This is a genomic window from Mobilicoccus pelagius NBRC 104925, from assembly GCF_000247995.1.
In the GTDB taxonomy this organism is placed as follows: domain Bacteria; phylum Actinomycetota; class Actinomycetes; order Actinomycetales; family Dermatophilaceae; genus Mobilicoccus; species Mobilicoccus pelagius.
The window spans coordinates 1-26,061 of sequence record NZ_BAFE01000020.1; the positions used below are offsets into that span (position 1 = coordinate 1).

The following is a 26,061-nucleotide window of genomic DNA, read 5'->3' on the forward strand; positions in this document are numbered from 1 at the left end:
ATTATGGATGACCTTACGCGAGCCACGGATAGGGGCACCCGTGCGTTGTCCGTGGTCTGCGGGGCTGGGAGACGAGCCGGGACAGGTATCGTGGCGTTGCAGCGAGGAGGGTCCCAGCGGCGGTCGTGGAGCTGTCGGTGCAGATTCAACTCATTGAGCCCACGCTCGAGTACGTCAGCGGCCCCTCCGAGGAGATCCCCACCGAGGGGTACGACGGTACGTCGTGGGCCGGGGCGCCGCCGCGAAGGCGGCCCCGTGGTCGTGCTGCAAGTGGCGGCCGCTGGGTGCGAGCCGCGATTCGCAGACCTAGGACCTGCTCACCGTCGATCGTGACGGTCACGTGCTGGGCTTGGCGCGCTACACCGGCGGCCAGCTCGGTGAGACCTACGAGCTGAGCGTCCTCAACGAGGCACCGACCTTCCAGTCGCCGGCCCAAAGCCAGGTCCGAGAGGGCAGGCTGCGCATCCAGCAGGGAGGGGTGAAGGTGAGGGGGCGCCCCAGCGGCGCGGCGCGCCCCTCTAGTTGTCCCTGGGCATCACAGCTTCAGAGCCCCCTTGCGCAGCATCGGGGGTTGCTGCTCAACCTCGAGGTCGACGAGTGACCACGAGCACTCCTCGAGCCAGGGCAGACGATCACGCCACGGGTCCAGCAGCGGCCAGGCGGACAGCACCTGCGTGTGCGCGCCGCCGGCGCTGCGCAGCAGCGGCCATAGCGGGCTCGGGCGTCGCAGGTCGGCCTCGCTGGCCCCCGCCGCGCGCAAGCGCTCCACCACGCGCAGGCGGTGGGCGTCTGCGCTGCTCCACGGGATCGCCACGTCATCGAAGAAGATCCGTCCCCACATCGCTGAGGGCAGCAGGTGCTTGCGGCCGGTGCGCGGCACCGTCAAGGCCATGTCCTCCGTCAGTGGGCGCCGCAGTACGGATCGAGCGTCGGCCCATCCATCAGGCGCGCCTCGCCCGTTCCGCGCCTGGTGAGAAATCACGGTGTGATCACGAGAGCGCGCAGCGCCGGGTCTCGTCCCCCGCGAAGTGGGGGGATGGAGGGGCATGCCGAGAGGACCTTCGCAACCGATCAAGGCGCGAAGCGCCGTCCCACCAGCTGTCTTCCGGCCCGGCTTGCCGGGCCGTCCTGTCTGGGGCGCGCAGCGCCCCGGGCGGCGCGCAGCGCCACGACGGCACACCTGCTCGAGAGCCTGCGCCAGGCGCGCTCCGGCATGCGCGTCGAACACGATCTGGACCCATGAAGCTCGTCTTCACCCCCAACAGCTCGGACGACTACCCCTGCTGACTGTCGGCGGACCGGCAGAGTCTCACGCGGATCAACCGGCTCATCGACGACGCGCTGCGCGACCCGACCTCCGGCATCGGCAAGCCCGAGCCCCTGCGCCACATGCTGGCCGGGGCATGGTCCCGTCGGATCACCGAGAAGCACCGCCTCGTCTACCTCGTCGACGGCGACGACCTCGTCGTCCTCCAGGCCCGTTTCCACTACAGCTGACAGGTCCACTACACCCGACAGGCCGTTCTGCCTCGCGTCGTTCCGGGGCAGTCGGCCGACGCCTCGGCGATCTGCGTCGCCACCGTCCAGAGGCCCGCGACCGCCGTCCATTCAGCGGCGTCCTCCTCGGCGGGTCACTCCCCGACCGCGAGATCCGCGCCGGGACGCAGCAGCATCACCGTCAGGCCGAGCAGCGCCCACACGGCACCGACGATCAGGGCCGTCGGGGAGGCGTTGGCGAGCACGACGAGAAGCACCACCGCCCCGACGACGGGGACGATCACGTGCACCCGGAGCGAGCGCTCGCCCGCCCGCCGGCGGACCCAGAAGTACCCCACCACCGAGGCGTGCAGCATGACGAAGGCCACGAGCGCCCCGACGTCGACGATCGAGACGAGATGATCCAGGCCGTCGGGCTGCGTCGCGGCCCACGTCGCCATCGCCACGTTGCCCGCGGCGGCGACCAGCACCCCGACCATCGGGACACCGGTGCGGGCGGACACACGCGTCAGACCGGCCGGAAGCACGTCCGAGCGGCCCATGTCCATGAGGATGCGCGACGCGGCCGCCTGCCCGACCATCGCGGAGAACGCCGCACCGGCGCCCTTGGCGAGCGCCAGGGCCGTGTGCAGCCACCCGCCCAGTTGGTCGCCGACGGCCGTGTAGTAGGCCGCCCCCTGCAGCTCGGGGGTGGCGGCGAGCTCCTGGGGCGTGACCCGCGTGAGCAGTGCTCCGACGTACGTCTGCGCCATGAAGAGGACACCGGCGACGACGAGGCACGTCAGCGTCGCCCTCCCCACGACCCGCGCGTCGCCGACGGTCTCCTCGGCGAACGTCGCGATCGCGTCGAAGCCCAGGTACGACAGCACGGCGACGGAGACCGCCGCCCACACGGCGTGCCACGAGAACTCACCCATCCCGGTGATCGGGCTCGTCCAGGGGCGCTGCGGGCCCTGCGTGAGCAGGACGTAGGTGCCGAGCACCAGGACGACGAGAAGGATGACGACCTCGACGACGACCACCACCGCGGCCGCTCGTGCGGCGATCTTCGAGCCGGCGAGGTTGAGCACCGTCGTCAGCAGCACCGCTCCGGCCGTCCACACCCACACGGGGACCGACGGAAGCAACGAGTTGAGGGCGATCCCCGTGAACAGATAGGCGACGGAGGGGATGAGGAGGTAGTCGAGCATGATCATCCACCCGGCGAAGAACCCCGGCCGACGTCCCAGCCCGGCGCGGGCGTAGGCGAAGACGGACCCCGCGCTCGGCACCTCCCGCGACATGAGGACGTAGGAGGACGCGGTGAACGCCATCGCGATCGTCGCGACGAGATACACGACGGGGACGACGCCGTGACTCTTCGCGTCGAGGGAGCCGAACACCCCGACGGCCGCCGCAGGCCCGATGAAGACGAGCCCGTAGGCGATGAGCTCGGGAAAGGTGACGCGGCGCCGCAGCCCCGGAGTCATGGTGGTCATGTCGCAGTCCTCGTGATGGGGGACGCGCGGGCTCCCGCACGCGGAGCGCACGATACGACCACCCGCCCTGGGGCCGAACGCGACCCCCGGTCGTGGCACATGCCGGATGTCGGCGAGGGACGGGCCCGTTGTCGGTCGTGATGTCTACGCTGGACCGGCCCCCGAGATCCGGTGGCACACCCACGAAGTCGAGGCCGCCGGTGAACACCCCCATGGGCCGTCTGTGGACGACCGTCCGCCCGATCCGCACCCGCCTGTTCCTCGGGCTGCTGTCGGCGCTCGCGGCGTCGGTGGTCGCGCTGCTCATCCCGCAGGTGCTGCAACGGCTGGTCAATCGGCTCGGCACCGACCCGACGAGCGCCGCCGTCCTCACCGCGGGCGCCGTCGTGCTCGGGCTCGGCGTCGTCGAGGCGTCCCTCATCTGGCTGCGCCGCACGTTCGCCGTCGCGCCCGCCACCATGGCCGAGAAGCAGATGCGCGTCCGCTTCTACGACAAGGTGCAGCGCATGCCCGTCGCGTTCCACGACGCGTGGGGCTCCGGCCAGCTCCTGTCGCGGTCGATGAGCGACATCAACCAGATCCGCCGCTGGGTCGCGTTCGGCATGATCATGGTCGTCACGAGCTCGGTGACGATCCTTGTCGGCCTCGGACTCCTCGTCCACGCCAGCCCGCTGCTCGCCGGGGTGTTCCTGCTCGGCGCGGCACCCGTCACCGTCATCTCCTACCTGTTCAGCCGCCGCTACCACGCGCTCTCGCGGCTCTCCCAGGATCAGAACGGCGACCTCGCGACCACCATCGAGCAGTCCGTGCAGGGCATCCGCGTCCTCAAGGCGTTCGGCCGCGGACCCACCGCGCTCGACGTCTTCACCGGCCGGGCCGACGAGCTGCGGCAGACGGAGGTGCGCAAGGCCACCGCGATGGCCCACTTCACCGCCGCGATCTTCGCGCTGCCCGAGTTCGCGCTCGGCGTCGCGCTCTACCTGGGCCTGCACGCCGTCGCCGACGGAACCATGGACGTCGGCCGCCTCGCCGCGTACTTCGCGACCGCCACGCTCGTCGTCGGCCCCACGCGCATGCTCGGGCAGCTGCTCGGGCAGGCCGTCAACACGACGACGGCCCTCCAGCGCCACTACGAGGTGATGGACGAGCCCGACACCATCACCTCACCCGACGCCCCGGCACCCCTGCCCGCCGGATCCCCCCGCGGCGACGTGCGATTCGAGGACGTCCGGTTCCGCTACCCCGACGCGCCCGCCCAGGTGCCCGACCTGCTGCAGGGCGTCGACCTGCACGTCCGGCCGGGGGAGACGATGGCGCTCGTCGGCCTCACCGGCTGCGGCAAGTCCACCCTGCTCCAGCTCGTGCCGCGCCTCTACGACGTCACGGGCGGACGCATCACCGTCGACGGCGTCGACGTCCGCGACCTGCACCTCGACGACCTGCGCCGCAGCACCGCCATCGCGTTCGAGGACGCCACCCTGTTCTCGGACTCGGTGCGCACGAACGTCCTCCTCGGCGCCGACCCCACGCTCGACGCCGCCGAGGCCGACGCCCTCCTGCGCCTCGCGCTGCGGACCGCCGACGCCGGGTTCGTCGACGACCTGCCCGACGGCGTCGACACCCGCATCGGCGAGCAGGGCCTCAGCCTCTCCGGCGGCCAGCGCCAGCGCCTCGCCCTCGCCCGCGCGATCGCCGCCCGACCCGCCGTCCTCCTCCTCGACGACCCCCTCTCCGCACTCGACACCCGCACCGAGGAGACCGTCACGCAGCGGCTGCGCGAGGTCCTCACGGGCACGACGACGCTCATCGTCGCCCACCGCACCTCGACCGTCGCCCTCGCCGACCGCGTCGCCCTCCTCGACGGCGGCCGCGTCGTCGCGGTCGGCACCCACACCGAGCTCATGGCGACCTCCGAGCGGTACCGGTACGTCCTCACCGACGCCGAGCGCGAGGCCGCCCAACAGCGCGACATCACCGACCTCGTCGAGCAGACCCCGAACGCGGTTGTCGCGCAGGCGAACTCGGCGGCAAGTGGCGTCGAGACCGCCTCTGTCGCACCCGCGCACCCCGCCGACGCCCACGACGACCGCGCGGCCGTGTCCGAACCCGCTGAAACCGCGCCCGACCTCGAGGTCGGGGGAGAGGCGCCGGGGGAGCGGATGGAGGGGAGCACCGCCCCGGACGCGCCCTCCGCCGATGCGGACACCCCCGCGACGCCGACGCCACCGACGCACCCCGTCCCCGGCACCGGCGAAGCGCCGCTCACCGACGCCGAGAACCGCGAGTCCCGCCGCCGCTCGCTGCGTCTGCTCCGGGAGCTGCTGCGGCCGGCGCGCAGCCGCATCGTCCGGCTCGGCGTCATGGTCGTCCTCGCCCAGCTCGCCGTGGTCGCCGGCCCGGCGATCATCGCGTGGGGCATCGACCACGCCCTGCCCGCCCTCGTGCGCGGCGACGCGACCCTCACGTGGCTCGCGGCCGGCGCCCACGTCACCGCCGCGGTCGTCGGCGGCGCGCTGACGTTCGGGTACGTGCGACAGTCCACGGTCATCGGGCAGGACGTGCTGCTCACCCTGCGGCGGCGCGTGTTCCGGGCCACGCAGCGTCAGGACCTCGAGTTCCACGAGCGGTACACCTCGGGACGCATCGTCTCGCGCCAGACCTCCGACATGGAGGCGCTGCGCGAGCTGCTCGACTCCGGCATCGACGTCATGGTCGGGTCGTCGCTGTCGATGCTGTTCACCGTCGCGTTCATCCTCGCGATGGACCCGGTCACGGGCGCCGTCATGCTGCTCATGCTCGCGCCCGGCGTCGCGCTCACCGTGTGGTTCCAGCGCCGGTCGCGCGAGGCGTACCGCGAGATCCGCACGCACTCGGCGCGGCTCATCGTCCACTTCGTCGAGGCGATGACGGGCATCCGGGCGGTCAAGGCGTTCCGCAAGGAGGACTCCGACCTCGAACGGTACGACAAGCTCGCCCAGAGCTACCGCGACGCCTCGCTCGCGTCGATCATGATCTTCGGCATCTACCAGCCCGCACTGCGCATCCTCGCGAACGCGACGATCGCGGTCGTCCTCGTCGTCGGCGGCTTCCGCGTACTGTCGGGCGATCTGCAGGTCGGTGTCCTCGTGGCCCTCGTCATCTATGCGCGACGGTTCTTCCAGCCGATCGACGAGATCGCGAACTTCTACAACTCGTTCCAGTCGGCCGTCGCAGCGCTCGAGAAGATCGCCGCGCTGCTCGCCGAGGTGCCCGCCGTGCGCGACCCCGAGCACCCGACACCGCTGCCGCGGGCCGAGGGAGAGGTGGAGCTCCTCGACGCCTCGTTCCGGTACTCACCCGGCGGCCCGCTCGTCCTCAAGCCCGTCGACCTCCACGTCCCCGCCGGTCAGACGGTCGCGCTCGTCGGCCGCACGGGCGCGGGCAAGTCGACGATCGCCAAGCTCGTCGCCCGCTTCTACGACGTGAGCGCCGGCAGCGTCCGCCTCGACGGGGTCGACGTCCGCGACCTCACGGCCGAGGACCTCACCCGCAACGTCGTCATGGTGACGCAGGAGGCGTACCTGTTCTCGGGCACGGTGGCCGAGAACATCGAGCTCGGCCGCCCCGGCGCGTCCCGGGCCGACATCGAGGCCGCCGCCGACGCGATCGGCGCGGGGGAGTTCATCCGGGCCCTTCCCGAGGGGTTCGACACCGACGTCAACACCCGCGGCGGGCGGGTCTCGGCCGGCCAACGGCAGCTCATCTCGTTCGCGCGCGCGTTCCTCGCCGACCCGGCCGTCCTCATCCTCGACGAGGCGACGAGCTCCCTCGACATCCCGTCCGAGCGCGCCGTACAACAAGGGCTCACGACGCTGCTCGGCTCGCGGACGGCGCTCATCATCGCCCACCGCCTCTCGACGGTGATGATCGCCGACCGCGTCCTCGTCGTCGACGACGGACGCATCGTCGAGGACGGCTCACCGGCCGAACTCGTCGCCGCCGGGGGGCGGTTCGCGGACCTCTACCACGCGTGGCGGGCGGCCTGACGTGGACACCGACCCCGTGAGAAGGGAGGCGCCCGTGAGCGCCGACGACGGCCTCCTCGCCCGCACCGCCGCCTCCTACGACGCCGTGGCGGACCGGTACGTCGAGCTGTTCCTCGAACAGGGCATGGCCGACGTCCGCACCCAGCCGTGGCTGCGGGCGGCGCTCGACGCGTTCGCCACCTCGGTGGCGGGACTCGGCCCGGTGCTCGACGTCGGGTGCGGCCCGGGCCAGGTGACGGCCTACCTGCACGAGCGCGGCCTCGACGCCTCGGGGATCGACCTCTCGCCGCGCATGGTGACCCACGCCCGGCGGCTGCATCCCCGGTGTCGCTACGACGTCGGGTCGGCCACCGACCTACGGGTCGAGTCTGCGTCGCTCGGCGGCATCCTCGGCTGGTGGTCGCTCTTCAACCTGCCCCGCGCCGTGCTGCCGGCCGTCGTCGCCTCGTTCCGCGACGCACTCGCCCCGGGCGGGCGGGTCCTCGTCGCCACCCACGCCGGTGAGGACGACGTACACCGCACCGAGGCCTACGGCGGCATCCCCGTCGACTGGACGACGCACCGCTGGACCGCCGACGCCCTCGGCGCCGTCATGACCGACGCGGGACTCCTCGTCGAGGCCGACCTCCGCCTCGCCCCGGGCGAGGACCACGGACCGGCCGTCGTCCTCATGGCCCGACGCCCCTGACCACGACGCCCACGGCCCCCGACCGGACGAGGTCGGGGGCCGTGGGCGTGGCGCAGACTCCCGCAGACGGGCGCCGCTCGGGAATCATGCGTGGGGTCCTCCGAGCCGTCGACGAACCCGAGCAGGTCGCGCTGGTCCCAGTACCGGAAGCCGAGAACCTCGTCCTCGGGCACGACGTCGCCGACGAACGCCTCCCGCAGCAGCCGGGTGAGTTCGAACGCCGAGTCCATGTGCTGGCTGCGGACGTGGAAGAGCAGGTCACCGGGCGTGGCGGGCGCGGTGTGCGTGTCGTCCTCGACGGGGCGGAACGGGTGCAGCTGCGCCGGGCGCGGGGCGTCGTACATGTGGTCCCGCAGCTCGGCACCGATGCCGACGATGCCGCTGAGATCGGCCTCGGGGGCGCGGAATCCGGTGCTGTGGACGATGCCCGCGACCTCCGCGAGCGTCTCGCGGACCCCCCTCGTGCCCCTCCGGCACGGTCACCGTGAGGAAGATCGAGACGCGCGGTGCGGTGTTCGCGTGGATGGCCTGGGTCCTGTCCCTGACGGTCACGCCGCCCCCCGCTCGTCGTGGCTGGCGGGTCGACGCGACCCCAGACCCGACCACCGACAGCGGCCCCGCCGCCGATGCTCCTCACCACTCTCGGCACGGATCGTCGGGGCGATCGGGGGTCGGTGCGGGGTCGGCCGCCACAGGTCCCACAGCTCACCGGCGTCGCTCTCCCGGGCACGCACGGCGGGGGAGTGGGCCACCGCCGTGCGGACCGGGCCCGGCAGCACGGCGACCGCGTGGCCGCGGGCGGTGGACCCGTCCCCTCGATCACCCCGTAGACGACGACCGCGTCGAGGCACACGCCGAGGAGGGCGCGACTCACGCCCCGGAGGCGGTAGATCGACAGTGCCGCGAGACACGCGAATCCGTAGCTCGCCCCGGTGTCCGCGACACGCATGAGCGACACCGGCGCGAGCAGGTACCGGAGACGAACGTCGCCGACGCACTCGCCACGGACCACCGGGCGATCGCGTCGTGACGCATCCACCACTGCCGCACGACCCGCGTCGGCGACCGGCCGTTCGCCCCCGACAGCCCGGCGAGGAGCGCGAGGACGACCACCAGCGGTGGCAGGAGCGTGAGGGCCATGGCGTGGGGCCGGGGGAGTGCGATCAGGAGGCCAGGAATCCCCGCAGGACCGCGGTGAACTCCTCCGGTTTCTGCGAATGCACCCAGTGTCCGCTGCCCTTGACGACGACCTTGCGCGTGCGGGGGAACAGCCGCCGCATGACCGGCTCCGAGTCCTCCGTGACGTATCCGGACTCCGAACCCGCCACCCACAGGACCGGACCGTCGAACTCGCCCTCGTCGTGCGGGATGTCACCGACGACCGCGTCGATGTCGCGGTGGAGCATCGTGAGGTTGGGCTCCCACGCGAAGTGGTCGCCCTCGCGGCGGAGGTTCTGGAGGAGGAACCCGCGCAGGCCCGCCTCCGGCACCTCCTCGGCCATCTGTCGGTCGAGTTCCTGGCGCGTCGTCGCGTGCTCGACGTCGAGCGACAGCATCGCGTCCATGAGGTGCTCGAACTCCGACGTCGCCGCCGAACTCGTCGGGGCGATGTCGACGACGACGAGGTGGTCGACGAGCTCGGGCGCCATGAGCGCTGCGGTCATGACGATCTTGCCGCCCATCGAGTGCCCGACGAGGTGCACCGGCCCCTCGGACGCCGGACCGGATCGCAGATGGTCGACGACCATCCCGGCGGCCGTTTCGTAGTCGAACCGGTCGGTCCAGGGGGAGGCGCCGTGATTCGGCATGTCGAGCAGGACGCTGCGGTAGTGCGGCGTGAGCGCCGACGCGATCGAACCGAAGTTGCGGCCGCGACCGAACAACCCGTGACAGAAGACGACGGTCGGGCCGGAGTCGCCGACGACCGTCTCGGCGAGCGTCGTCCCTGCGGAGCGTTCCCTCGATGCGTTCACGTCCCGAGGGTATCCGGCTCGGGGAACGGCACCGGACCCGTCGCGACGGTGGCCGGTCCACCGAGAAGGGGTCGACGGCCCCGAGAGGGGTGTCGCACGTCGAGGGGTGTCGCACGTCCGAGAGGGGTGATCCACCCACCTCCCATGCGCGCCGATAATCGACATTATGTCAATGCAACCTTCGGAGACCGTCCTGTACAGCAGAAGGTCCGATCCCCCGGTCACGCCGGGGCGTACATCTTGATGACGGCGCTCACCGTCGACGCGTGCCACTTGGCGCCACCCTGGGCCGTCGGGACACCCTCGGCGTTGAGCTGTTCGGCGATCGCCCGCAGCGACTTCTTCTCGGCACGCTGGCGATGGATGCGTGCGACGACGGCCTGGTCGACGTTGCGACGCCGGCCGAGCGTGCCGCCCTGAGACTTCTTGTGCGCAAGGGCTTCTCGCGTGCGCTGACCGATGAGGTCACGCTCGTACTGGGCGGCACAGGCGAGGATGTTCGTCGTGAACCGGCCCGCGGGATCGGTCGTGTCGATGCCCGGGGACAGCATGACGACCTCCCAGCCGCTCTCCTGCGCCCGGGCGAGGATGCGGGCCAGCCCGGAGACGGACCGGGTCATCCGGTCGAGCCTGGCGACCATGAGGCAGCGCGCCTCACCGGCATCGAGGCCGGCCAGAGCCCTACGAAGCCCCGGCCGGTCGTGCGAGGATCCGGAGATTCCCTCGTCGGCGACGATGTCGATGTCCCAGCCGCGACGGCGCGCCTCGGCCTCGAGGGCGGCGCGCTGGGCGTCGAGACTGATGCCGTTGACCGCCTGGTCGGTCGTGGACACGCGGATGTAGCCGATGCAACGCATGGGATCTCCCGTTCAGGAGTGGATGACGAACCTCTCCCCCGCACCGTACAACAAACGGTCGTCTCTTGTACAACAACGGTCCGAGGCGTACGCCAACCTCAGGGACTACGACGAGCCATGGCACGCAACGCGGCTGCCGACCCGGCGAGGTACGCGCGTTCCGAGGAGGTGGCGGTGATCTCCCCCGCATCGACGGCGCGGACGACCTCCTCGAGCAGCGTCGCGGCATGCGCAGCGTCGGCGGCGACGCCACCACTCCCCTGCTCCTCCTCGGTCACGTCATCAGCCTAGCCGCGGGTGACGCCCCGAGCGGGTCACCGAGACCGACGACGTCGGCGCGGCGCCGGAAGACCGGGGCCACTCCCCCGCCGCGTCGTCTCGCCACCCCGCTCGGAACCACCTCGCCTCCGTCACCTCACGGTGGCCGGTCGCGTACGCCGGATCACGCCCGGTCGGCGACGAGTCGACGCAGCTCGGAGATCCACACCTCGAGCCGCGGCTGCCACGGGGCGGCGAACTCCCCTGCGGTCCACATGCGTTCGACCTCGTCCAGGTCGACCCAGCGGGTCGTCGCAACCTCGACCGGGTCGATGGAGACGGCCGCGTCGGTGGGCACCCCGACGGCGTAGAAGTCGAACAGGGCGTGCGCCTCGGTCAGGCGCCCCACCGGCACGAGGTCGTCCTCGGCCACGGCGAGACCGACCTCCTCGACGAGTTCCCGCGCCGCGGCCTGTCGGCTCGTCTCGCCAAGCAGCGCGCTGCCGGCGGCGAACTCCCACTCGAGGGGCCAGTCCTTCGTCGCGGATCGTTGCGAGACGAGCACCCGACCGTCGGAGCCGATAGGGCAGATGCCCACGACGAGGTGGAAGGCCCCCTCGGGCCAGGCGGTGCCGCCGCGGAGGAACCGGTCGCCGGTGACCCGTCCGTCGGCGTCGCGCACGTCCCACCATTCCTCGCCGCTCGTCGACTGCACGCCGTGCGTGCGGACGGCGGCGACGAGGTCGCGCGGGCGCTGCCCGGTGAGGACCTCGGCCACCGCATCGACGGGGATCGGTCCGCCGTACACGTGGGGGAAGCGCTCGGAGGCCGGGTCGTTCGGGTCGCCGGGTTCGAGCCGCACGACGTGGCCGCTGCGCGCGAGACGGTCCTCGTCGAGGGCGAGGACGCAGAGATCCTCGGCGACGTCGGCGTAGAACCGCGAGATCACCCCGGCCAACTGCTCCGCGTCGAGGCACGCGTGGAGGAAGCCGATCTCGGCGACGGTCGCATCGCGCGTCGACATGCCGTACTCCCCCGACGCGCGGGCGTCGTCCCACTGCTCGTCGAAGGCGAGGTGATAGATCGTCATGGCCCCATCATCGCGGCCCCCTCCCCACCGATGGTCGGGCGCCCCTCGACCGCGACGGCGTCGCGGGACCACGCGGCCGTCCTCCGGGGTGCTCCAGAAGGGTCGTCGATCGTCCCTGCGCCACCGGAGGACGCCTCGGGCGTCGGACCGCGCGATCGCGTACCGGCCCCCTCGGCGCCCGGGATCCGTTCCCGCCGTCGGACACGCTCCGCTCAGGAGACGGCGAGGAGCACCTGGAGCGTCGTCGTGGCGAGGATCGCGTCGACGTCCTCTCGCGGCGTCGACGCGGGCGCGAGCAGACGGACGGGGATCTCGACGTCCGCGGCGCTGGCGAGGTGGTGGAGCATCCGACGCTCACCTGCGACGACGAGATCAGCACTGGAAATCTGCTCGGCAACAGGGGCGTTCGCGACGACGGCGACCCCGGTGGTCACGAGGTCGGGTGCGACCGTCCGCAGATCGGGCCGCGGTTCGGGGAGGTCGCCCACCGCCACGGACGCACCGAGGGGCAGTCGCGCGAGGTCGTCGGTGAGGGGCACGTACCCCGCGATGTCGTCGGCCATGGGCCCACCTTCCGTCGTGCGCACCGCGTGTCGGGGACGCCCATCATGCCCGAGGCGGACGGCGCCCTTGCCGACCCGTATCCGTTCGCCTCCCAAGACCGTTCGTCTCGCGGGCCGACGCATCCGGGGAGGAACCGCCCATGTGCCGACGGGAATGGTCGGACCACGCTAGCGTCGACGGTGATCTCATCGTTCGCTGCAGCGTCGGGAGGGATGGCCATGACCGGACGACCGCGTACCGGGGTGCCGCTGTGGGTCCTCAAGCTCACCATGTCCGTGACGGGGATCGTGTGGGCGGGGTTCGCCCTCGTCCATCTGATCGGCAACCTCAAGGTCTATGGCGGTGCGCAGGGATTCGACTCCTACGCCCACTGGCTGCGCGTCGTCGGCTATCCGCCCGTCCCCCACGAGGGGGTGCTGTGGTCGCTGCGCGTCCTCCTCGTCGTCGCGCTCGTCGCCCACGTCGCCGCCGCCCTCGCCCTCGCCGTGCGGGCACGGCGTGCACGGGGCGGGGTACGGGCGAGACACACGACCGGACGCTCCCGGGCCGCCGGGGCGATGCTCCCCACCGGTCTGCTCCTGCTCGTCTTCCTCGGCCTCCACGTCCTCGACCTCACCCTCGGGGTCGCGCCGGCCGCGTCACCGCAGTTCACGGGTGCGGGGTCGGCCGGGTCGCCCTACGCGAACCTCGTCGCGAGCTTCACGCGGCCGGTCACCGCGACGTTCTACGTCCTCGCGATGCTCGCCCTCGCCGCGCACCTCTGGCACGGAACCGTGCTCGCCGCCAACGACCTCGGCGTCACCGGCGCCCGCGCGCGTCGGGTGATGGTGTGGATCGCGGGCCTGCTCGCCGTCGCGGTCGTGCTCGGCAACGCCGGCATCCCGTTGGCCGTCCAGATGGGAGTCCTCTCATGACCGTTCCCACCCCGCCCCGCATCGAGCACGCCCCCGACCCGCTCGACGGCCGCGTCCCGACCGGCGACCTGGCGACCGCGTGGGCCCGTCGCCGCGCCGAGTACCGCCTCGTCAGCCCCCTCAACCGGCGCCGCTTCACCGTCGTCGTCGTCGGAACCGGCCTCGCCGGATCCGGCGCGGCCGCCTCCCTCGCCGAACTCGGTTACGATGTCGAGGCGTTCACGATCCACGACGCCGCCCGCCGCGCCCACAGCGTCGCCGCGCAGGGCGGCATCAACGCCGCCCGCGCCCGCAAGGTCGACGGCGACTCGATCCGGCGGTTCGTCGTCGACACCGTCAAGGGCGGCGACTTCCGCGGCCGTGAGGCCGACGCGTTCCGCCTCGCCGAGGAGTCCGTGCGCGTCATCGACCACATGAACGCCATCGGCGCGCCCTTCGCCCGCGAGTACGGCGGCAGCCTCGCCACCCGCTCGTTCGGCGGTGTGCAGGTGTCGCGCACCTACTACACGCGCGGACAGACGGGCCAGCAGCTCCAGATCGCCGGCGCCGCCGCCCTCCAACGGCAGGTCGACGCGGGCCGGGTCCGCCTCCACACGCGCCACGAGATGCTCGATCTCATCTGCGAGGACGGTCACGCCCGGGGCATCGTCACGCGCGACCTCGCCACCGGTGCCGTCGAGGCGTATCCGGCGCACGCCGTCGTCCTCGCCACCGGCGGCTACGGCTCGGTGTACTTCCACTCCACCCTCGCCGTGAACAGCAACGCGAGCGCGGCGTGGCGTGCCCACCGTCACGGCGCCCTGCTCGCCTACCCGAGCTTCGTCCAGTTCCACCCGACGGCGCTGCCCGTGAGCACTCCGTGGCAGGCCAAGACGATCCTCATGAGCGAGTCGCTCCGCAACGACGGCCGTATCTGGGTGCCCGCCCGCCCCGGCGACGACCGGCTGCCGGCCGAGATCCCCGAGGAGGAGCGCGACTACTACCTGGAGCGGATGTACCCCGCGTTCGGCAACCTCTCCCCGCGCGACATCTCCTCCCGGGCCGCCACCGCCCGCATCGGCGACGGTCACGGCGTCGGGCCGCTCGCGAACAGCGTCTACCTCGACTTCCGCGACGCGCTCGCCCGCGACGGCCGGGACGCCATCGCGTCCCGCTACGGCAACCTCTTCACGATGTACCACCACGCCACCGGCGAGGACCCGTACGAGGTGCCGATGCGCATCGCCCCGGCCGCCCACTTCACGATGGGCGGGTTGTGGAGCGACTACGACCTCATGACGAGCATCCCGGGGCTCTTCGTCGCCGGCGAGTCCGGGTGGGGGTACCACGGCGCGAACCGTCTCGGCGCGAACTCGCTCCTGTCCGCCTGCGTCGACGGGTGGTTCACGATCCCGAACACCGTGCCGAACCACCTCGCGGGGATGCTCGGCACGCCCCTGCCGGGGCCGGACTCCCCCGCCGTGCAGGAGGCCCTCGCCCGCGTCGAGGCCCGCGTCGATCGCCTCCTCGGCGTCGGCGGCACCCAGGCGCCCGCGACGTTCCACCGGCGTCTCGGCGACATCCTCTACCGCGGCTGCGGCGTCGCCCGCACCCGCGACGGGCTCGCCCTCGCCGCCGAGGAGATCCGTTCCCTCCGTGAGGAGTTCTGGAAGGACGTCCGCGTCGACGGCACCGGCGACCGCCTCAACCAGACCCTCGAACAGGCGGGCCGCGTCGCCGACTTCCTCGAACTCGGGGAGCTCATGTGCGTCGACGCCTACGACCGGGAGGAGTCCTGCGGCGCCCACTTCCGCGTCGAGCACCAGGACGACGGCGAGGCTCGACGCGACGACGACCACTGGTCCTTCACCTCCGCGTGGGCGACGCACGGGGAGGGGCACGGAGACCTCCGCTTCACCCGGCACGCCGAGCCGCTCACGTTCGAGGCCGTGCCGCCCACGACGAGGAGCTACGCATGAAACTCACGCTGCGCATCCACCGCCAGGAGCGACCGGGCGACGCCCCCCGCGTGGAGGAGCACACCCTGGAGGACCTCGCCCCGTCGATGAGCCTCCTCGACATGCTCGACCTCCTCAACACGCGGCTCATCGAGTCCGGTGGCTCCCCCGTGAGCTTCGAGTCGGACTGCCGGGAGGGTATCTGCGGCGCGTGCGGCGTCACAGTCGACGGGCGACCCCACGGGCCGACCGCGAACACCCCGACGTGTCACCAACGCCTCTCGTCCTTTGCCGACGGCGACACGATCACGCTCGAACCGCTGAGGTCGGCCGCGTTCCCCGTCGTGCGGGACCTCGTCGTCGACCGCGCCGCCCTCGATCGGATCCTCACCGCCGGGGGACACGTCTCCGTCGACGCGGGCACGGCACCCGACGCCGACTCCCTCCCCGTGCCGTCGCAGACGGCGGAGGACGCCCTCGACATGGCGGCCTGCATCGGGTGCGGGGCGTGCGTCGCGGCCTGCCCCAACGGTGCGGCCCACCTCTACGCGGGCGCCAAGCTCGCCCACCTCTCGCTCCTGCCGCAGCCGCGGATCGAACGCACCGCGCGGTCGCGGGCCGTGAGCAGGCGGCTCGACGAGGACTTCGGCCCGTGCTCCCTGTACGGCGAGTGCGCCGAGGTGTGCCCGGCCGGCATCCCGCTCCGCGCCGTCGCGGCCGTGCCCCGCGAGCGCCTGCGCTCCGTGTTCACCCGTCGGTGAGAAGGGTCGGGAGGCCACGCATGCTCGGTATCGTGGCGGGGTGAGTGAGCAGGACGCGCCGCACGAGGATCCCCGGCCCGAGGGCTCCCGGCCCGACGAGCGTGTGGCGGCCGCCGTTCCCCGCACGAAGGGCACGGGGAACGAGACGCCCGACGCCCCCGGCATCGACCCGGCGGACCTCGCGACGACGCTGCGGGTGCTCGAGGCCCTGCCCTCGTTGCCTGCGGGCCACCCCGACATCGAGACGGTCAAGCGCGCCACCGCGACGATGCGCAACCGCGTCCGCAAGGCCCGGCGCGCGCAGGCCCGCCGCCAGGAACGTGCGCCCCTGATCGAGCACGACCGCCGCGTGCTGGAGTCGACGGCCACCGGCTCACCGCTGCGCATCGACGACGAGACCCGTGGGATCCCCCTCACGTCCAGCGTGCCCGGCGCGGTCGCCGGCGAGCTGCACGAGCCCCGCGGTTGCTACATCTGCCACGAGAGGTACACGACCGTCGACGCGTTCTACCACTGGCTGTGCCCGCGGTGCGCCGCCGCGAGTCACGAACGCCGCGATCAGCACGCCGATCTGCGCGGCAAGCGGGCGCTCCTCACGGGTGGTCGGGCGAAGATCGGCATGTACATCGCGTTGCGGCTCCTGCGCGACGGCGCCGACCTCACGATCACGACCCGGTTCCCCCGCGACGCGGCCCGCCGGTTCGCCGAACTGACGGATTCCGCGGACTGGCTCGACCGGCTCACCATCGTCGGCATCGACCTGCGCGACCCGACGCAGGTCGTCGCACTCGCCGACGAGGTCGCCGCGCGCGGCCCGCTCGACATCCTCGTCAACAACGCGGCCCAGACTGTGCGCCGCTCCCCCGGCGCCTACTCCCACCTCGTCGAGGGCGAGTCGCAACCGCTCACGGGGGATGCGACCCGGCCGAGGATGATGACGTACAAACGGATCTCCGAGGCCCACCCCGTCGCGCTCGCCGGGACGCTCCGCACGGCGCCGTCGCCGTCGCCGCATCTTGCGCCGGGGACGCCCGAGGCCGCGAGCGCGGAGGATCGTGAGGCTCTCGAGGTCGCGGCCCGGTCCGCGGCCGAACTCACGTCGATCGCGCTCTCCGCGGGATCGGCCTCGCTCGAGGCCCACCGGGCGGGCACCGCCGTCGACGCGGGCGGTCTCCTGCCGGACCTGCAGCGGTCGAACTCGTGGAAGCACACCGTCGAGGAGGTCGACCCGCTCGAACTCCTCGAGGTGCAGCTCTGCAATTCGACCGCGCCGTTCATCCTCGTGAGCCGCCTGCGACCCGCGATGCGCGCGGCCGTCGAGGCGGGCGCACGACGCGCCTACGTCGTCAACGTCTCGGCGATGGAGGGCCAGTTCGGCCGCCGCTACAAGGGGCCCGGCCACCCGCACACGAACATGGCGAAGGCCGCGCTCAACATGCTCACCCGCACGAGCGCGGCGGAGATGTTCGAGACCGACCGCATCCTCATGACTTCCGTCGACACCGGCTGGATCACCGACGAGCGCCCCCACGAGGAGAAGCTCCGCATCGCCGAGGAGGGCTGGCACGCCCCGCTCGACCTCGTCGACGGTGCCGCCCGCGTCTACGACCCGATCGTGCGCGGCGAGCGCGGCGAGCGTGGCGAGGACCTCTACGGCGTCTTCCTCAAGGACTACGAGCCGTACCCCTGGTGACGGTGGGGCCGGCCTCGGGCCGGTGTTCGTCCGCGTCCGCCGGGACGTGAGTGGCGGTGGGGCGTGGCCGCCCTCCCGGTGGTCGGGTCTCTCTCCCCCAGGACGCGACGGCGGCGCCGGGAAGGCCCGCCCGGACGGCCGGATGTCGCCCGTCGGCTTCCCCCGCCGGAGCCGTCGGTGTTGACTGGAGGTCCGGAGTCCCTCGGCCGTACGCCTGGACAACGGCATCCGACGTCGACAACCAGGAGGTCCCATGAACACCGGTCTCGTCCGCACCGACCGTACCGACAAGGTCATCGGTGGCGTCTGCGGAGGCATCGCCCACCGCTTCGGGTGGAACCCGACGATCGTCCGGGCCGCCACGGTCGCCTCCCTCATGCTCCCCGGCCCCCAGCTCGTCGCCTACCTCGCGCTGTGGGTCCTCGTCCCGAGCGAGCGCCGCGTCTGACCCGCTCCTCGACCCCTACGGCGAGGCGCCGGACCGATGCACCTTTCGGCTCGGCGGCGGGCGGTGTTGCGCCGCGCCCGGCCACGTCGCAGGGTAGGCACATGACTGATCAGCCCACCGAGTACGACGACCTCCCGCGCGATCCGGCCCTCGAGGACACGCGCATCAGCAGCGAGGAGACCGACGACCTGCCCGTCTCCCCGCCGGACATGAAGCCGCGCGGCGGTGACTATCTGGGGGGCGACGCCGCGGGTGTCGAGGAGACGATCGACGAACGCATCATGCAGGAGGTGCCCGACCCGAACTCGGCCTACGGCGCCCCCGACGACGAGGGCGGTCTCGACGCTCTCAACGCGCCTACGCGTGTCGGTGGTGACGACCCCGACGCGATCCCGGCTTGGACGGACGTCCTCGGTGGGGAAGGCGTCGCCGAGGACATCGTCGAGGGCGACATGGACATCGCCCGGGGCGGCGACAGCCTCGAGGCCGACGTCGCCGAGGGAGACGCGGACCACGTCGACGAGGAGCTCGAGATGTCTGGCTCGCCCGACGATCTCGTCGCCCCCGAGGAGTCCGCGCTCCACGCCGAGGAGCTCTGACCCTCTTCCGGGCACACGACGGCCCCGACGCTGCCTCTTGCAGCATCGGGGCCGTCGCGCCTCACGAAGCCGGCAGGCGAGGAGGTCACCCCCCGTCGGGCCGGGGGATCACTCGTGCCGCATGGACACCGGCGTGCCGAGGGCGACCGTGCGGGAGACCGTGCAGAGACGGTCGCGGGAGGCCTCGACGGCGCGCGGGAGCATCTCCCGGGCCTTGTCCCCCTCGGCCCCCTGGGGGAACCGCACCGTGAAGCCCACGTCGATGTCGATCATGTGGTGGCCCTGCTCGTCGTCGACCTTGACGCCGGACGCCTCGACGTCGAACGTCGTCGGTTGGGCGCGCCGTGCCGTGAGCATGTCGACGTCCACGGCGCTGCACCCCGCGATCGCCGCGAGCAGCAGCTCGACCGGCGTGAAGTCCGCAGACCCGCCCGTGCCGAGCGTCAGGCGCCCCCCGCGTGCATTGACCACCTCGAACGCCCCGTCGGACACCCGCGTCATCCGTACGTTGCGGTAGCCCTCCGGGTGCGTCGTCTCCTGCCGGTCCACGTCCGTCATCCCGTTCTCCTCGTCGTCGGTGTCGGTGCGCGGCGGCGACGGCCGCCCGCATCACCCAGCCTACGGAGGCGGCGGAGTCAGAGGTGCCACCTCGGGATCAGAGGCGGGCGATGAACCTCTCGAGCTGTCGCGCGTCGGCCAACGTGATGCGGTTGCAGTCGGCGAGCCGCGACGGGTCGCCCGGCTGCACGCATCGGCAGAAGAAGACCGTGACCCGGTTCTCCACGCCCGGCGGGAGCATCTCCACGACGTGCGTCGGACCCACGAACCGGCGGGTCCCCTGCCGCCGCCACCGTCGCGCGAGGAGCTCCGACGTCAGCATTTCGTCCAACCGGTCCAGCCGGTTCAGGACCTTCATGTCCTCACCCCGATCCCCTCGGCGCCGCCCCTGCTCGCGGCGTATGCCCCCCCATCGACTCCTGGACGGCCGACCTGAGCGCGCGACGCGACCGGGTCAGTACTCGGGGAGCGCCACCTCGGCCTCGTAGTCGGAGTAGGACCGCGGATCCTCCCGCGGCTCGATGTGGCCCGTGACGACGACCCCGTCGAACGCCTGCTTGACGGCGGCCTCGATCTCCTCGCAGAGGTCGTGCGCCCGATCGACCGTCCACGCCCCCGGCACGAGCAGGTGGAAGTCGCAGTATCGCTGGTGACCGGACTCGCGGGTGCGCAGCGCGTGGATGTCGACCTCGTCGCCCGTGAACCGCCGCATGAGCCGGGCGAGGTCGGCGTTGTCCTGCTTGGGCCAGGACACGTCCATGAGGCCCTCGGCCGATTCGGTGACGAGCTTCCAGCCTGTGACGATGATGTTGACGCCGACGAGGAGCGCGACGATCGGGTCGAGGCGGTGCCACCCCGTGAGGGCGACGAGACCGACGCCGACGAGCACGCCGACCGTCGTCCACACGTCGGCGAGAAGGTGCTTGCCGTCGGCCTGGAGCGTCTTGGACCGATGCGCCCGTCCCGCGCGGAGCAGCACCATCGCCGTGGCGCCGTTGAGGATCGACGCGACGACGGAGACCGCGAGGCCCGCGCCGACGTTGTCGATGGGCGTCGGGGAGAGGAGCCGCTCCACGGCCGTGACGATGATGAAGACGGCGGCGACGAAGATCATCACGCCCTCGCCCGCGGCCGAGAAGTACTCTGCCTTGCTGTGCCCGAAATGGTGGCTCTTGTCGGCCGGTCGCGCCGCGACCCGCAGGGCGATGAGCGCGAACACGGCGGCGACGAGGTTGACGAGGGACTCGGCCGCGTCGGAGAGGAGTCCGACCGAACCGGTGATGTACCAGGCACCCGCCTTGAGGGCGATGGTGAGGATCGCGGTCGCGATGGACAGCCACGCGAACCGGGTGAGGTCACGCGGCGCCGGGGAGGTCGTCTCAGGTGTCACCACTCCATTATCGGGGCGCCGAAGGAGTGCTCCGTCCCTCCCTCCGGTGCCCCCCGGACGACGTCGTGCCCGGCCCCACAGGTGGAGGGCCGGGCACGACGTCAGGTGATGCGGTGGGCTGGTCAGCCCGAGAAGACCGTCAGACCGCGGAAGTTCGGGGCGACGTTCGTCGCGGCCATACCCTTGCCCGCGGGGCGGAGGACGGCCGCGGACCCGTTCGGCCTGATCGCGAGGAGGCGGCCCGAACCGGTCATGCCGACGAAGCGGTCGTACCCGGCCACGGAGCCGAGCGGCTTCCTCGCGCTGCGGAGGAACCCGCCCCGGCCGTCGCCGCGGTAGAGGTAGGCCTGCCCGCCGGGCGTGACGCCGACGAGGTCGGGCCGACGGTCGCCGTCCCAGTCGCCCACGGCCACGACGTGGCGGTAGACGCCCCAGGCCGAGCCGATCTTCACGCGGGAGCCGAACGTGTTCGCACCCTTGCCCGGGTAGAGGTAGAGCGCACCGTTGGAACGCTGCACCGCGAGGAGGTCGGCGCGACCGTCACCGTTCCAGTCGCCGGGGGCGAGGATGTGGCTCATCGAACTCCACCCACCGCCGAGGGAACGACGACCGGCGACGCCGGAGGCCGTGCCGGGGTGGACGTACAGGCGCCCGTCACGGCTGCCGAGGGTGAGGAGATCGGGGAAGGTGTCGCCCGAGATGTCCTGCGTGACGAGGACCGGGTCGTACCCGCGCCAGTTGCGCTTGTCGATGGAACGGGCGTACGTGATGCCGGCCGCCCCCTTGGGGCTCACGGCGAACAGTGCCCCGCTCGAGCCGCGCAGCATCGCGTCGGAGCTGTTGAGGATGCCGGCGGGAGGCGCCGCGACGACCGGGGGACGTGCCGTGCCGCCCGTCTGCGCCGACCCACCCGTGTGGCCGACGGACGCCGACCCCTTGAGGGCCGCGGCGCGAGAGGCCATCGCCGGCAGGTACCCGTAGATGAGACCCGGGCATGTCGTCTGTCCGACGTCGCGGTGACCGCTCACGTTGCGGTAGGTGCCGCCGTTGGACGAGAAGCGCCCTTGCGGGTCGAACCCGTGCACCGACGCCTTCCAGGCGATCGTCCGGGTGACGGCGTCGATCGCCGCAGGGCTCGGCTGCACCTGGCGGTAGTCGCCCATGACCGAGATGCCCATGGTGACGCTGTTGAACCCGCTCGCCTGCGCACCGACGAGTGCACGACTGGTGCCGCCGTAGCGGCCCTCCCAGACGCGCCCCCACTTGTCGACGAGGAAGTTGTAACCGATGTCGCTCCAGCCGCGGTCCTTCACGTGGAACGCGTAGATACCGCGGAGAATCGCCGGCACCTGGCTCGGGCTGTAGTTGTTCGTGCCGGCCGTGTGGTGGACGATCGCGCCACGCACGACGCCGTACGACGGCGACCCACGACGCAGCGACTCGTCGGCACCCCACTCGGCGCGGCTGCGGATCTGCGGACGCGAGGCGGCCGCCTGCGCGGCACCCGCGGTCCGGTCAGTGTTCGCGTCGGCGTCCCCGTGGCCGGGATCGATGACCGAGAGCGTCGGATTCCGCGGCGACTCGCCCGCGGCCCCGAGGATGCGCGCCTGGACGGCCTTCACACCGGTGAGGACGATCGGATCGGAACCGTTGCGGGTACCGGACCCGGCATCGGCGCCCTCGCCGTCGGCACCGGTGTCGATGCCCTGCCACTCGCTCCACCCGCGGGCGTCCTCCGTGCGGTACTGCACCGCGAGAGGCGTCGAGCCCCCCCACGTCACACCGATCACGGCGAGCGTCTCGTCGACCTCCTGACGCCCCGTGGCGCCGAGCACCTCGAGATCAGGCGTCCGCGCGATCTCCGGAGACGTCTGCTTCGCGAGTGCGACGTCCTGCGTCGAGGCGTGATCGCCGTCGCCGACCCTCGGACTGTCGGGGTCGACCAGCGGCGCCGTCTCCTTCGTCGTCTCGACCGGCTTGGGAGCCGGTTCTCCCTGAGCCGGGAGGGCGATGAAGGCAGGCGCCAGCAGGGCGGCAGTGGTCAAGGTGGACAGGCGTCGCAAACGCACGGGCAGAACTCTTTCCGTTGTCGGCATCGATGCACGTGACCGCGGTCTCCGCGGTGCATCCGGGCCCCCCCGAGTCCTGCGACCGAGCACAGGGGCGGCCGAGGACCCGCCGCCCCAATCGACTCCGGCGATAACGAACTGAGATCTTTCGTGCCGACGCTCTTTCGCGCCGGGCATGACGAAGGGCCGGAGCTCATGTGTGTCACACGCGAACCCCGGCCCTTCGTGCCGAACGGTCACGACCTCCGAGGAGGCCTCACCGGGACGGCCTCACTGGCCGCCCGGGTGCTGGCCCTCGGGCCAGCCCTGACCGATCTCGGCGAGCATATCGACGAACCACTGCTGGTGGTAGTCGAACGGCTTGTGCCCGGCGATGCGGTCGAACTCGATGACACGCAGCTCGTCGCCGCGGTCCTCGTCGTTGCCGACGACGCCGGGGGTGCCCTCGAGGGCACTGTCGACGGCCATCGTCGTCATCTTGGCGATGAGCTCGAGGTCGGCCTCGTTGGCCGGGGCGGACCGGGAGAAGTAGCCCGACTTCTGTACGAGGACCTTCTCGGCGCCGAGCTTCTCGGCGAACTGCTTGCCGAACCAGGCGCCCGGGTTGATCTCGTTGAGGCGGACATGGCCGAAGGCGTCCCGCGGGACCTCCTCACCGTTCCTCTCCATGAGGTCGACGATGTCGGAGACACCCGCACCCTCGGAGAGGAAGATCGTGACGTTGCCGACGGTGTCCATGACCTTCTTGAGGCGTTCGGCCTCGTCGGCGATGTGGATCTCGATCTCCGGCACGTAGACGCCGTGCACGTCCCACGCCTCGCGGGAGAGACCGATCTCGGGCAGCCACTCCTGCTCGTCGAGCCATGCACGGTAGTCGCGGGCGGCCGCGGCGGTGAGCCAGCCGCAGTTACGGCCCATGACTTCGTGAACGATGAGCATCCGCGACCCCGAGTTGTGCTCGGCGACGACGTTCTCCGCGAACTTCGCGGCCTGCTCGGCCGCGGTCATCGCGCCGAGGGACTGGCGGATCGGGACGATGTCGTTGTCGATGGTCTTGGGCAGGCCGACGACGACGAGGTGGTGGCCCGTCTTCTCGAGGTGGGCGGCGAGGTCGGCGGCCGTCGTGTTCGTGTCGTCGCCACCGATCGTGTGGAGGACGTCGACGCCGTCCTCGGTGAGACGCTCGGCCGCGAACTGCAGCGGGTCGACGCCCTCGGGCACGAGGCCACGCTTGACGAGGTCCTTCGCGTTCGTGAGCTTGACGCGCGAGTTGCCGATCGGCGAACCGCCGTACTTGTGCAGCAGGTGTGCCTTCTCACGGACCTTGGCGTCGACGGTGATGTAGTCACCCGCGAGCAGACCCTGGTACCCGTGCTTGTAGGCGATGATCTCGACGTCGGGCGCGATCTCCGAGTACCGCTCGATGAGGCCACCGACGGCCGACGACAGGCACGGGGCGAAGCCGCCCGCGGTCAACAGGGCTACGCGACGAACAGCCATAGCAAATCTCCCAGCTCGTGGATCGAGGTCGGGCCAAGCCTATCGGGCGCGACGTGGACGGGCCCGCGCACTCGTCCCTGGGTGTCACAGGTCCCCGTCTCCCAGGCGCACCCCGCGGCCCGGCCGCGGCCTCGACGCGGGCCGACATGCCCCCCCCGAGCCGGCGAGTCGGGCGACGCCGCGCCACGGTCAGCGCCGCGGCACCTCCCACGTGTGGACGGGCTCCCCTGCCTCGCTGAGGTCGAGGTACATCTCGAGCATCCGGTGGAGCGCCACCGAGCGGTCCAACCCCGACTCCTCGAGGGCGTACACCGTGTCGATCTGCCACGACGCACCGTTCTGACGCGAGATCGCGCGTCCCTCGATGACGCCGAGGTAGGTGTCGCGGGCGGCCCGGTCGACACCGAGGGTCGACAGGCCCTCCTCCGCGAGCGGCAGGAGGTGGCGCAGCGTGAGCTCGTCCGGCGAGATCGAGGAGTACCCCGGCCAGTAGAGGCGGGCGTTCATGCCGTCGCGGGCGCCGTGGCGGAAGTTCGTGCTCGCGGCGGAGAAGCTCATCTGCGTCCACACCGGCCGGTCCTCACGCGCGAGGTGGACGAGCACGCCGTAGTAGAACGCGGCGTTGGCGAGGACGTCGGTCACCGTCGGCCCCGCCGGCAGCGTCCGGTTCTCCACCCGCAGGTGCGGGCGTCCACCCGCGGTGTCATAGATCGGGCGGTTCCATCGGTAGATCGTGCCGTTGTGGAGACGCAGCTCGGCGAGCTCCGGCGGCTCCCCGCTCTCGAGCACCGCCACCGGGTCCTCGTCGCCCACCTCGGGCAGCAACGACGCGAAGTAGCGCACGTTGTCCTCGAACAGGTCGAAGATCGACGTGATCCAGCGGTCGCCGAACTCGACGCGCGGGCGGACGCCCTGGTTGACGAACTCGATCGACCGCGTGTCGGCGGCCTGCGTGAACAGCGGGATGCGCGTCTCGTGCCAGAGCATCTTGCCGCCGAAGAACGGGGAGTTCGCCGCCAGTGCCAGCTGCGGGCCTGCGAGGGCCTGCGCGGCGTTCCAGTAGGCCGCGAAGTCGGCCGGTGCCACCTGCAGGTGGAGCTGCATCGACGTGCACGCCGCCTCCGGCCCGATCGAATCGGAGTACATCGTCACCCGCTCCCCCGAGGGGCCGCTGATGTCGATGAACATGTCCTCGCCACGCGCCCGCATGATCGCATCGTTGAGGGCCGAGTAGCGGTTGGGCGTGCTCATCCACCCGTCGTCGCTCACGTGGTGGGTCATGATCGTCGGCAGCATGCCGATCATCGCGAGGCGCGTCCCCACCGACGCCGCGGCCGCGCGTGCGCCCGCGAGGGCCTCGCACACATCCTTCTCGAGGGTGAGGAGCCCCTTGCCCTCAAGAGAACGCGGATCGACGTTCACCTCGATGTTGAACCTGCCGAGTTCGTGGACGAACGAGTCGTCGTCGATGGCGGCGAGCACCTCGTCGTTGCGGAACGCCGGCTCGAGGTCCTCCCCCACGAGGGAGAACTCCATCTCCATCCCCGTCATGAAGCGCCCCGGGTCGAAGCTCGTCACCGCGAGCATGCGCTCGAAGACGTCGAGGTTCTGACGCACCTTCTCGCGGTACTGCCGACGCTGCGTGTTGCTCCACTCGCCACCGCTGACGTCCTGCCCCATGGTCCCGTCCGTTCGTTCTCGAAAACCGGTGGCGCACACTGTACGGCCCCGGCCGCACCGTAGTGCGCCGGGGCCGTGACGT

At 71.8% G+C, this 26,061-nt stretch carries 22 protein-coding genes and 2 pseudogenes; 10 read left to right on the forward strand and 14 right to left on the reverse strand.

Annotated elements, in window-relative coordinates:
- Positions 1–535 precede the first annotated feature (535 nt).
- Entirely contained in the window at positions 536–892 is a 357-nt protein-coding gene (locus MOPEL_RS15690; RefSeq protein WP_051992197.1) for a hypothetical protein, read from the reverse strand.
- A 395-nt stretch (positions 893–1,287) separates the two neighbouring features.
- Here MOPEL_RS15690 and MOPEL_RS03440 point away from each other — a divergent pair, with 395 nt between their 5' ends.
- The gene (locus MOPEL_RS03440) at positions 1,288–1,497 is read left to right on the forward strand and encodes a Txe/YoeB family addiction module toxin (RefSeq protein ID WP_245544706.1); all 210 of its coding nucleotides are present in this window, start codon (positions 1,288–1,290) and stop codon (positions 1,495–1,497) included.
- Positions 1,498–1,631: 134 nt separating this feature from the next.
- Here MOPEL_RS03440 and MOPEL_RS03445 read toward each other — a convergent pair whose 3' ends face one another.
- Positions 1,632–2,975, reverse strand: a complete 1,344-nt coding sequence (locus MOPEL_RS03445) for an APC family permease (RefSeq protein WP_009481467.1) — start codon at positions 2,973–2,975, stop codon at positions 1,632–1,634.
- 212 nt (positions 2,976–3,187) lie between these two features.
- Here MOPEL_RS03445 and MOPEL_RS03450 point away from each other — a divergent pair.
- From MOPEL_RS03450 to MOPEL_RS03460, 3 genes and pseudogenes are all read left to right on the forward strand, one after another.
- A pseudogene (locus tag MOPEL_RS03450) lies at positions 3,188–4,957 on the forward strand (ABC transporter ATP-binding protein); the annotation flags it as partial.
- Between the two features lie 177 nt (positions 4,958–5,134).
- Positions 5,135–7,000 (forward strand): ABC transporter ATP-binding protein, encoded by a 1,866-nt coding sequence (locus MOPEL_RS03455; RefSeq protein WP_051992201.1) that lies wholly within the window; start codon positions 5,135–5,137, stop codon positions 6,998–7,000.
- Between the two features lie 34 nt (positions 7,001–7,034).
- Positions 7,035–7,688: a class I SAM-dependent methyltransferase gene (locus MOPEL_RS03460; protein ID WP_009481469.1), complete on the forward strand. Its 654-nt coding sequence runs from the start codon at positions 7,035–7,037 to the stop codon at positions 7,686–7,688.
- 203 nt (positions 7,689–7,891) lie between these two features.
- On the opposite strand, the pseudogene MOPEL_RS18900 reads toward MOPEL_RS03460, so the two are convergent.
- The 6 genes and pseudogenes from MOPEL_RS18900 to MOPEL_RS03495 form a co-directional block, all read right to left on the reverse strand.
- Positions 7,892–8,113, reverse strand: a pseudogene (locus tag MOPEL_RS18900) (Dyp-type peroxidase domain-containing protein); the annotation flags it as partial.
- 738 nt (positions 8,114–8,851) lie between these two features.
- Entirely contained in the window at positions 8,852–9,661 is an 810-nt protein-coding gene (locus MOPEL_RS03470) for an alpha/beta fold hydrolase (RefSeq protein ID WP_009481471.1), read from the reverse strand.
- A 221-nt stretch (positions 9,662–9,882) separates the two neighbouring features.
- Complete coding sequence (locus MOPEL_RS03475) at positions 9,883–10,518, reverse strand: recombinase family protein (RefSeq protein ID WP_009481472.1); 636 nt, start codon at positions 10,516–10,518, stop codon at positions 9,883–9,885.
- A gap of 98 nt (positions 10,519–10,616) precedes the next feature.
- Positions 10,617–10,796, reverse strand: coding sequence for a hypothetical protein (locus MOPEL_RS03480; RefSeq protein WP_040632754.1), 180 nt, complete (start codon positions 10,794–10,796; stop codon positions 10,617–10,619).
- A 164-nt stretch (positions 10,797–10,960) separates the two neighbouring features.
- Positions 10,961–11,866 carry a DUF952 domain-containing protein gene (locus tag MOPEL_RS16450; RefSeq protein WP_009481474.1) on the reverse strand — a complete coding sequence of 302 codons (906 nt, stop codon included), beginning with the start codon at positions 11,864–11,866 and terminating at the stop codon, positions 10,961–10,963.
- Between the two features lie 212 nt (positions 11,867–12,078).
- A complete protein-coding gene (locus MOPEL_RS03495; protein ID WP_009481475.1) occupies positions 12,079–12,429 on the reverse strand; it encodes a hypothetical protein in 351 nt (116 codons plus the stop codon).
- Positions 12,430–12,648: 219 nt separating this feature from the next.
- Between MOPEL_RS03495 and MOPEL_RS03500 the strand changes: the two genes are divergently transcribed.
- From MOPEL_RS03500 to MOPEL_RS15695, 6 genes are all read left to right on the forward strand, one after another.
- Complete coding sequence (locus MOPEL_RS03500) at positions 12,649–13,344, forward strand: succinate dehydrogenase/fumarate reductase transmembrane subunit (RefSeq protein WP_009481476.1); 696 nt, start codon at positions 12,649–12,651, stop codon at positions 13,342–13,344.
- Positions 13,341–15,302, forward strand: coding sequence for a fumarate reductase/succinate dehydrogenase flavoprotein subunit (locus tag MOPEL_RS03505; RefSeq protein WP_009481477.1), 1,962 nt, complete (start codon positions 13,341–13,343; stop codon positions 15,300–15,302). Before MOPEL_RS03500 ends, MOPEL_RS03505 begins: the two co-directional genes overlap by 4 nt.
- Positions 15,299–16,042, forward strand: a complete 744-nt coding sequence (locus MOPEL_RS03510) for a succinate dehydrogenase/fumarate reductase iron-sulfur subunit (protein ID WP_009481478.1) — start codon at positions 15,299–15,301, stop codon at positions 16,040–16,042. The genes MOPEL_RS03505 and MOPEL_RS03510 overlap by 4 nt, the downstream gene beginning before the upstream one ends.
- Positions 16,043–16,082: 40 nt before the next feature.
- Positions 16,083–17,735, forward strand: coding sequence for an SDR family NAD(P)-dependent oxidoreductase (locus MOPEL_RS03515; protein WP_009481479.1), 1,653 nt, complete (start codon positions 16,083–16,085; stop codon positions 17,733–17,735).
- 253 nt (positions 17,736–17,988) lie between these two features.
- The gene (locus MOPEL_RS03520) at positions 17,989–18,183 is read left to right on the forward strand and encodes a PspC domain-containing protein (RefSeq protein WP_009481480.1); all 195 of its coding nucleotides are present in this window, start codon (positions 17,989–17,991) and stop codon (positions 18,181–18,183) included.
- 101 nt (positions 18,184–18,284) lie between these two features.
- Positions 18,285–18,782: a hypothetical protein gene (locus tag MOPEL_RS15695; protein ID WP_009481481.1), complete on the forward strand. Its 498-nt coding sequence runs from the start codon at positions 18,285–18,287 to the stop codon at positions 18,780–18,782.
- 108 nt (positions 18,783–18,890) lie between these two features.
- Here MOPEL_RS15695 and MOPEL_RS03530 read toward each other — a convergent pair whose 3' ends face one another.
- The 6 genes from MOPEL_RS03530 to MOPEL_RS03555 all read right to left on the reverse strand — a co-directional run bounded on the left by MOPEL_RS03530 (position 18,891) and on the right by MOPEL_RS03555 (position 25,979).
- Positions 18,891–19,340 carry an OsmC family protein gene (locus MOPEL_RS03530; RefSeq protein WP_009481482.1) on the reverse strand — a complete coding sequence of 150 codons (450 nt, stop codon included), beginning with the start codon at positions 19,338–19,340 and terminating at the stop codon, positions 18,891–18,893.
- A gap of 97 nt (positions 19,341–19,437) precedes the next feature.
- The gene (locus MOPEL_RS03535; RefSeq protein ID WP_009481483.1) at positions 19,438–19,698 is read right to left on the reverse strand and encodes a hypothetical protein; all 261 of its coding nucleotides are present in this window, start codon (positions 19,696–19,698) and stop codon (positions 19,438–19,440) included.
- A gap of 96 nt (positions 19,699–19,794) precedes the next feature.
- Positions 19,795–20,730, reverse strand: a complete 936-nt coding sequence (locus MOPEL_RS03540; protein WP_009481484.1) for a cation diffusion facilitator family transporter — start codon at positions 20,728–20,730, stop codon at positions 19,795–19,797.
- A 122-nt stretch (positions 20,731–20,852) separates the two neighbouring features.
- Positions 20,853–22,775, reverse strand: coding sequence for an FG-GAP-like repeat-containing protein (locus tag MOPEL_RS03545; RefSeq protein ID WP_040632756.1), 1,923 nt, complete (start codon positions 22,773–22,775; stop codon positions 20,853–20,855).
- A 294-nt stretch (positions 22,776–23,069) separates the two neighbouring features.
- Positions 23,070–24,299 carry a pyrophosphate--fructose-6-phosphate 1-phosphotransferase gene (locus tag MOPEL_RS03550; RefSeq protein ID WP_009481486.1) on the reverse strand — a complete coding sequence of 410 codons (1,230 nt, stop codon included), beginning with the start codon at positions 24,297–24,299 and terminating at the stop codon, positions 23,070–23,072.
- Between the two features lie 189 nt (positions 24,300–24,488).
- Complete coding sequence (locus MOPEL_RS03555) at positions 24,489–25,979, reverse strand: glutamate-cysteine ligase family protein (protein ID WP_009481487.1); 1,491 nt, start codon at positions 25,977–25,979, stop codon at positions 24,489–24,491.
- Positions 25,980–26,061: the final 82 nt, after the last annotated feature.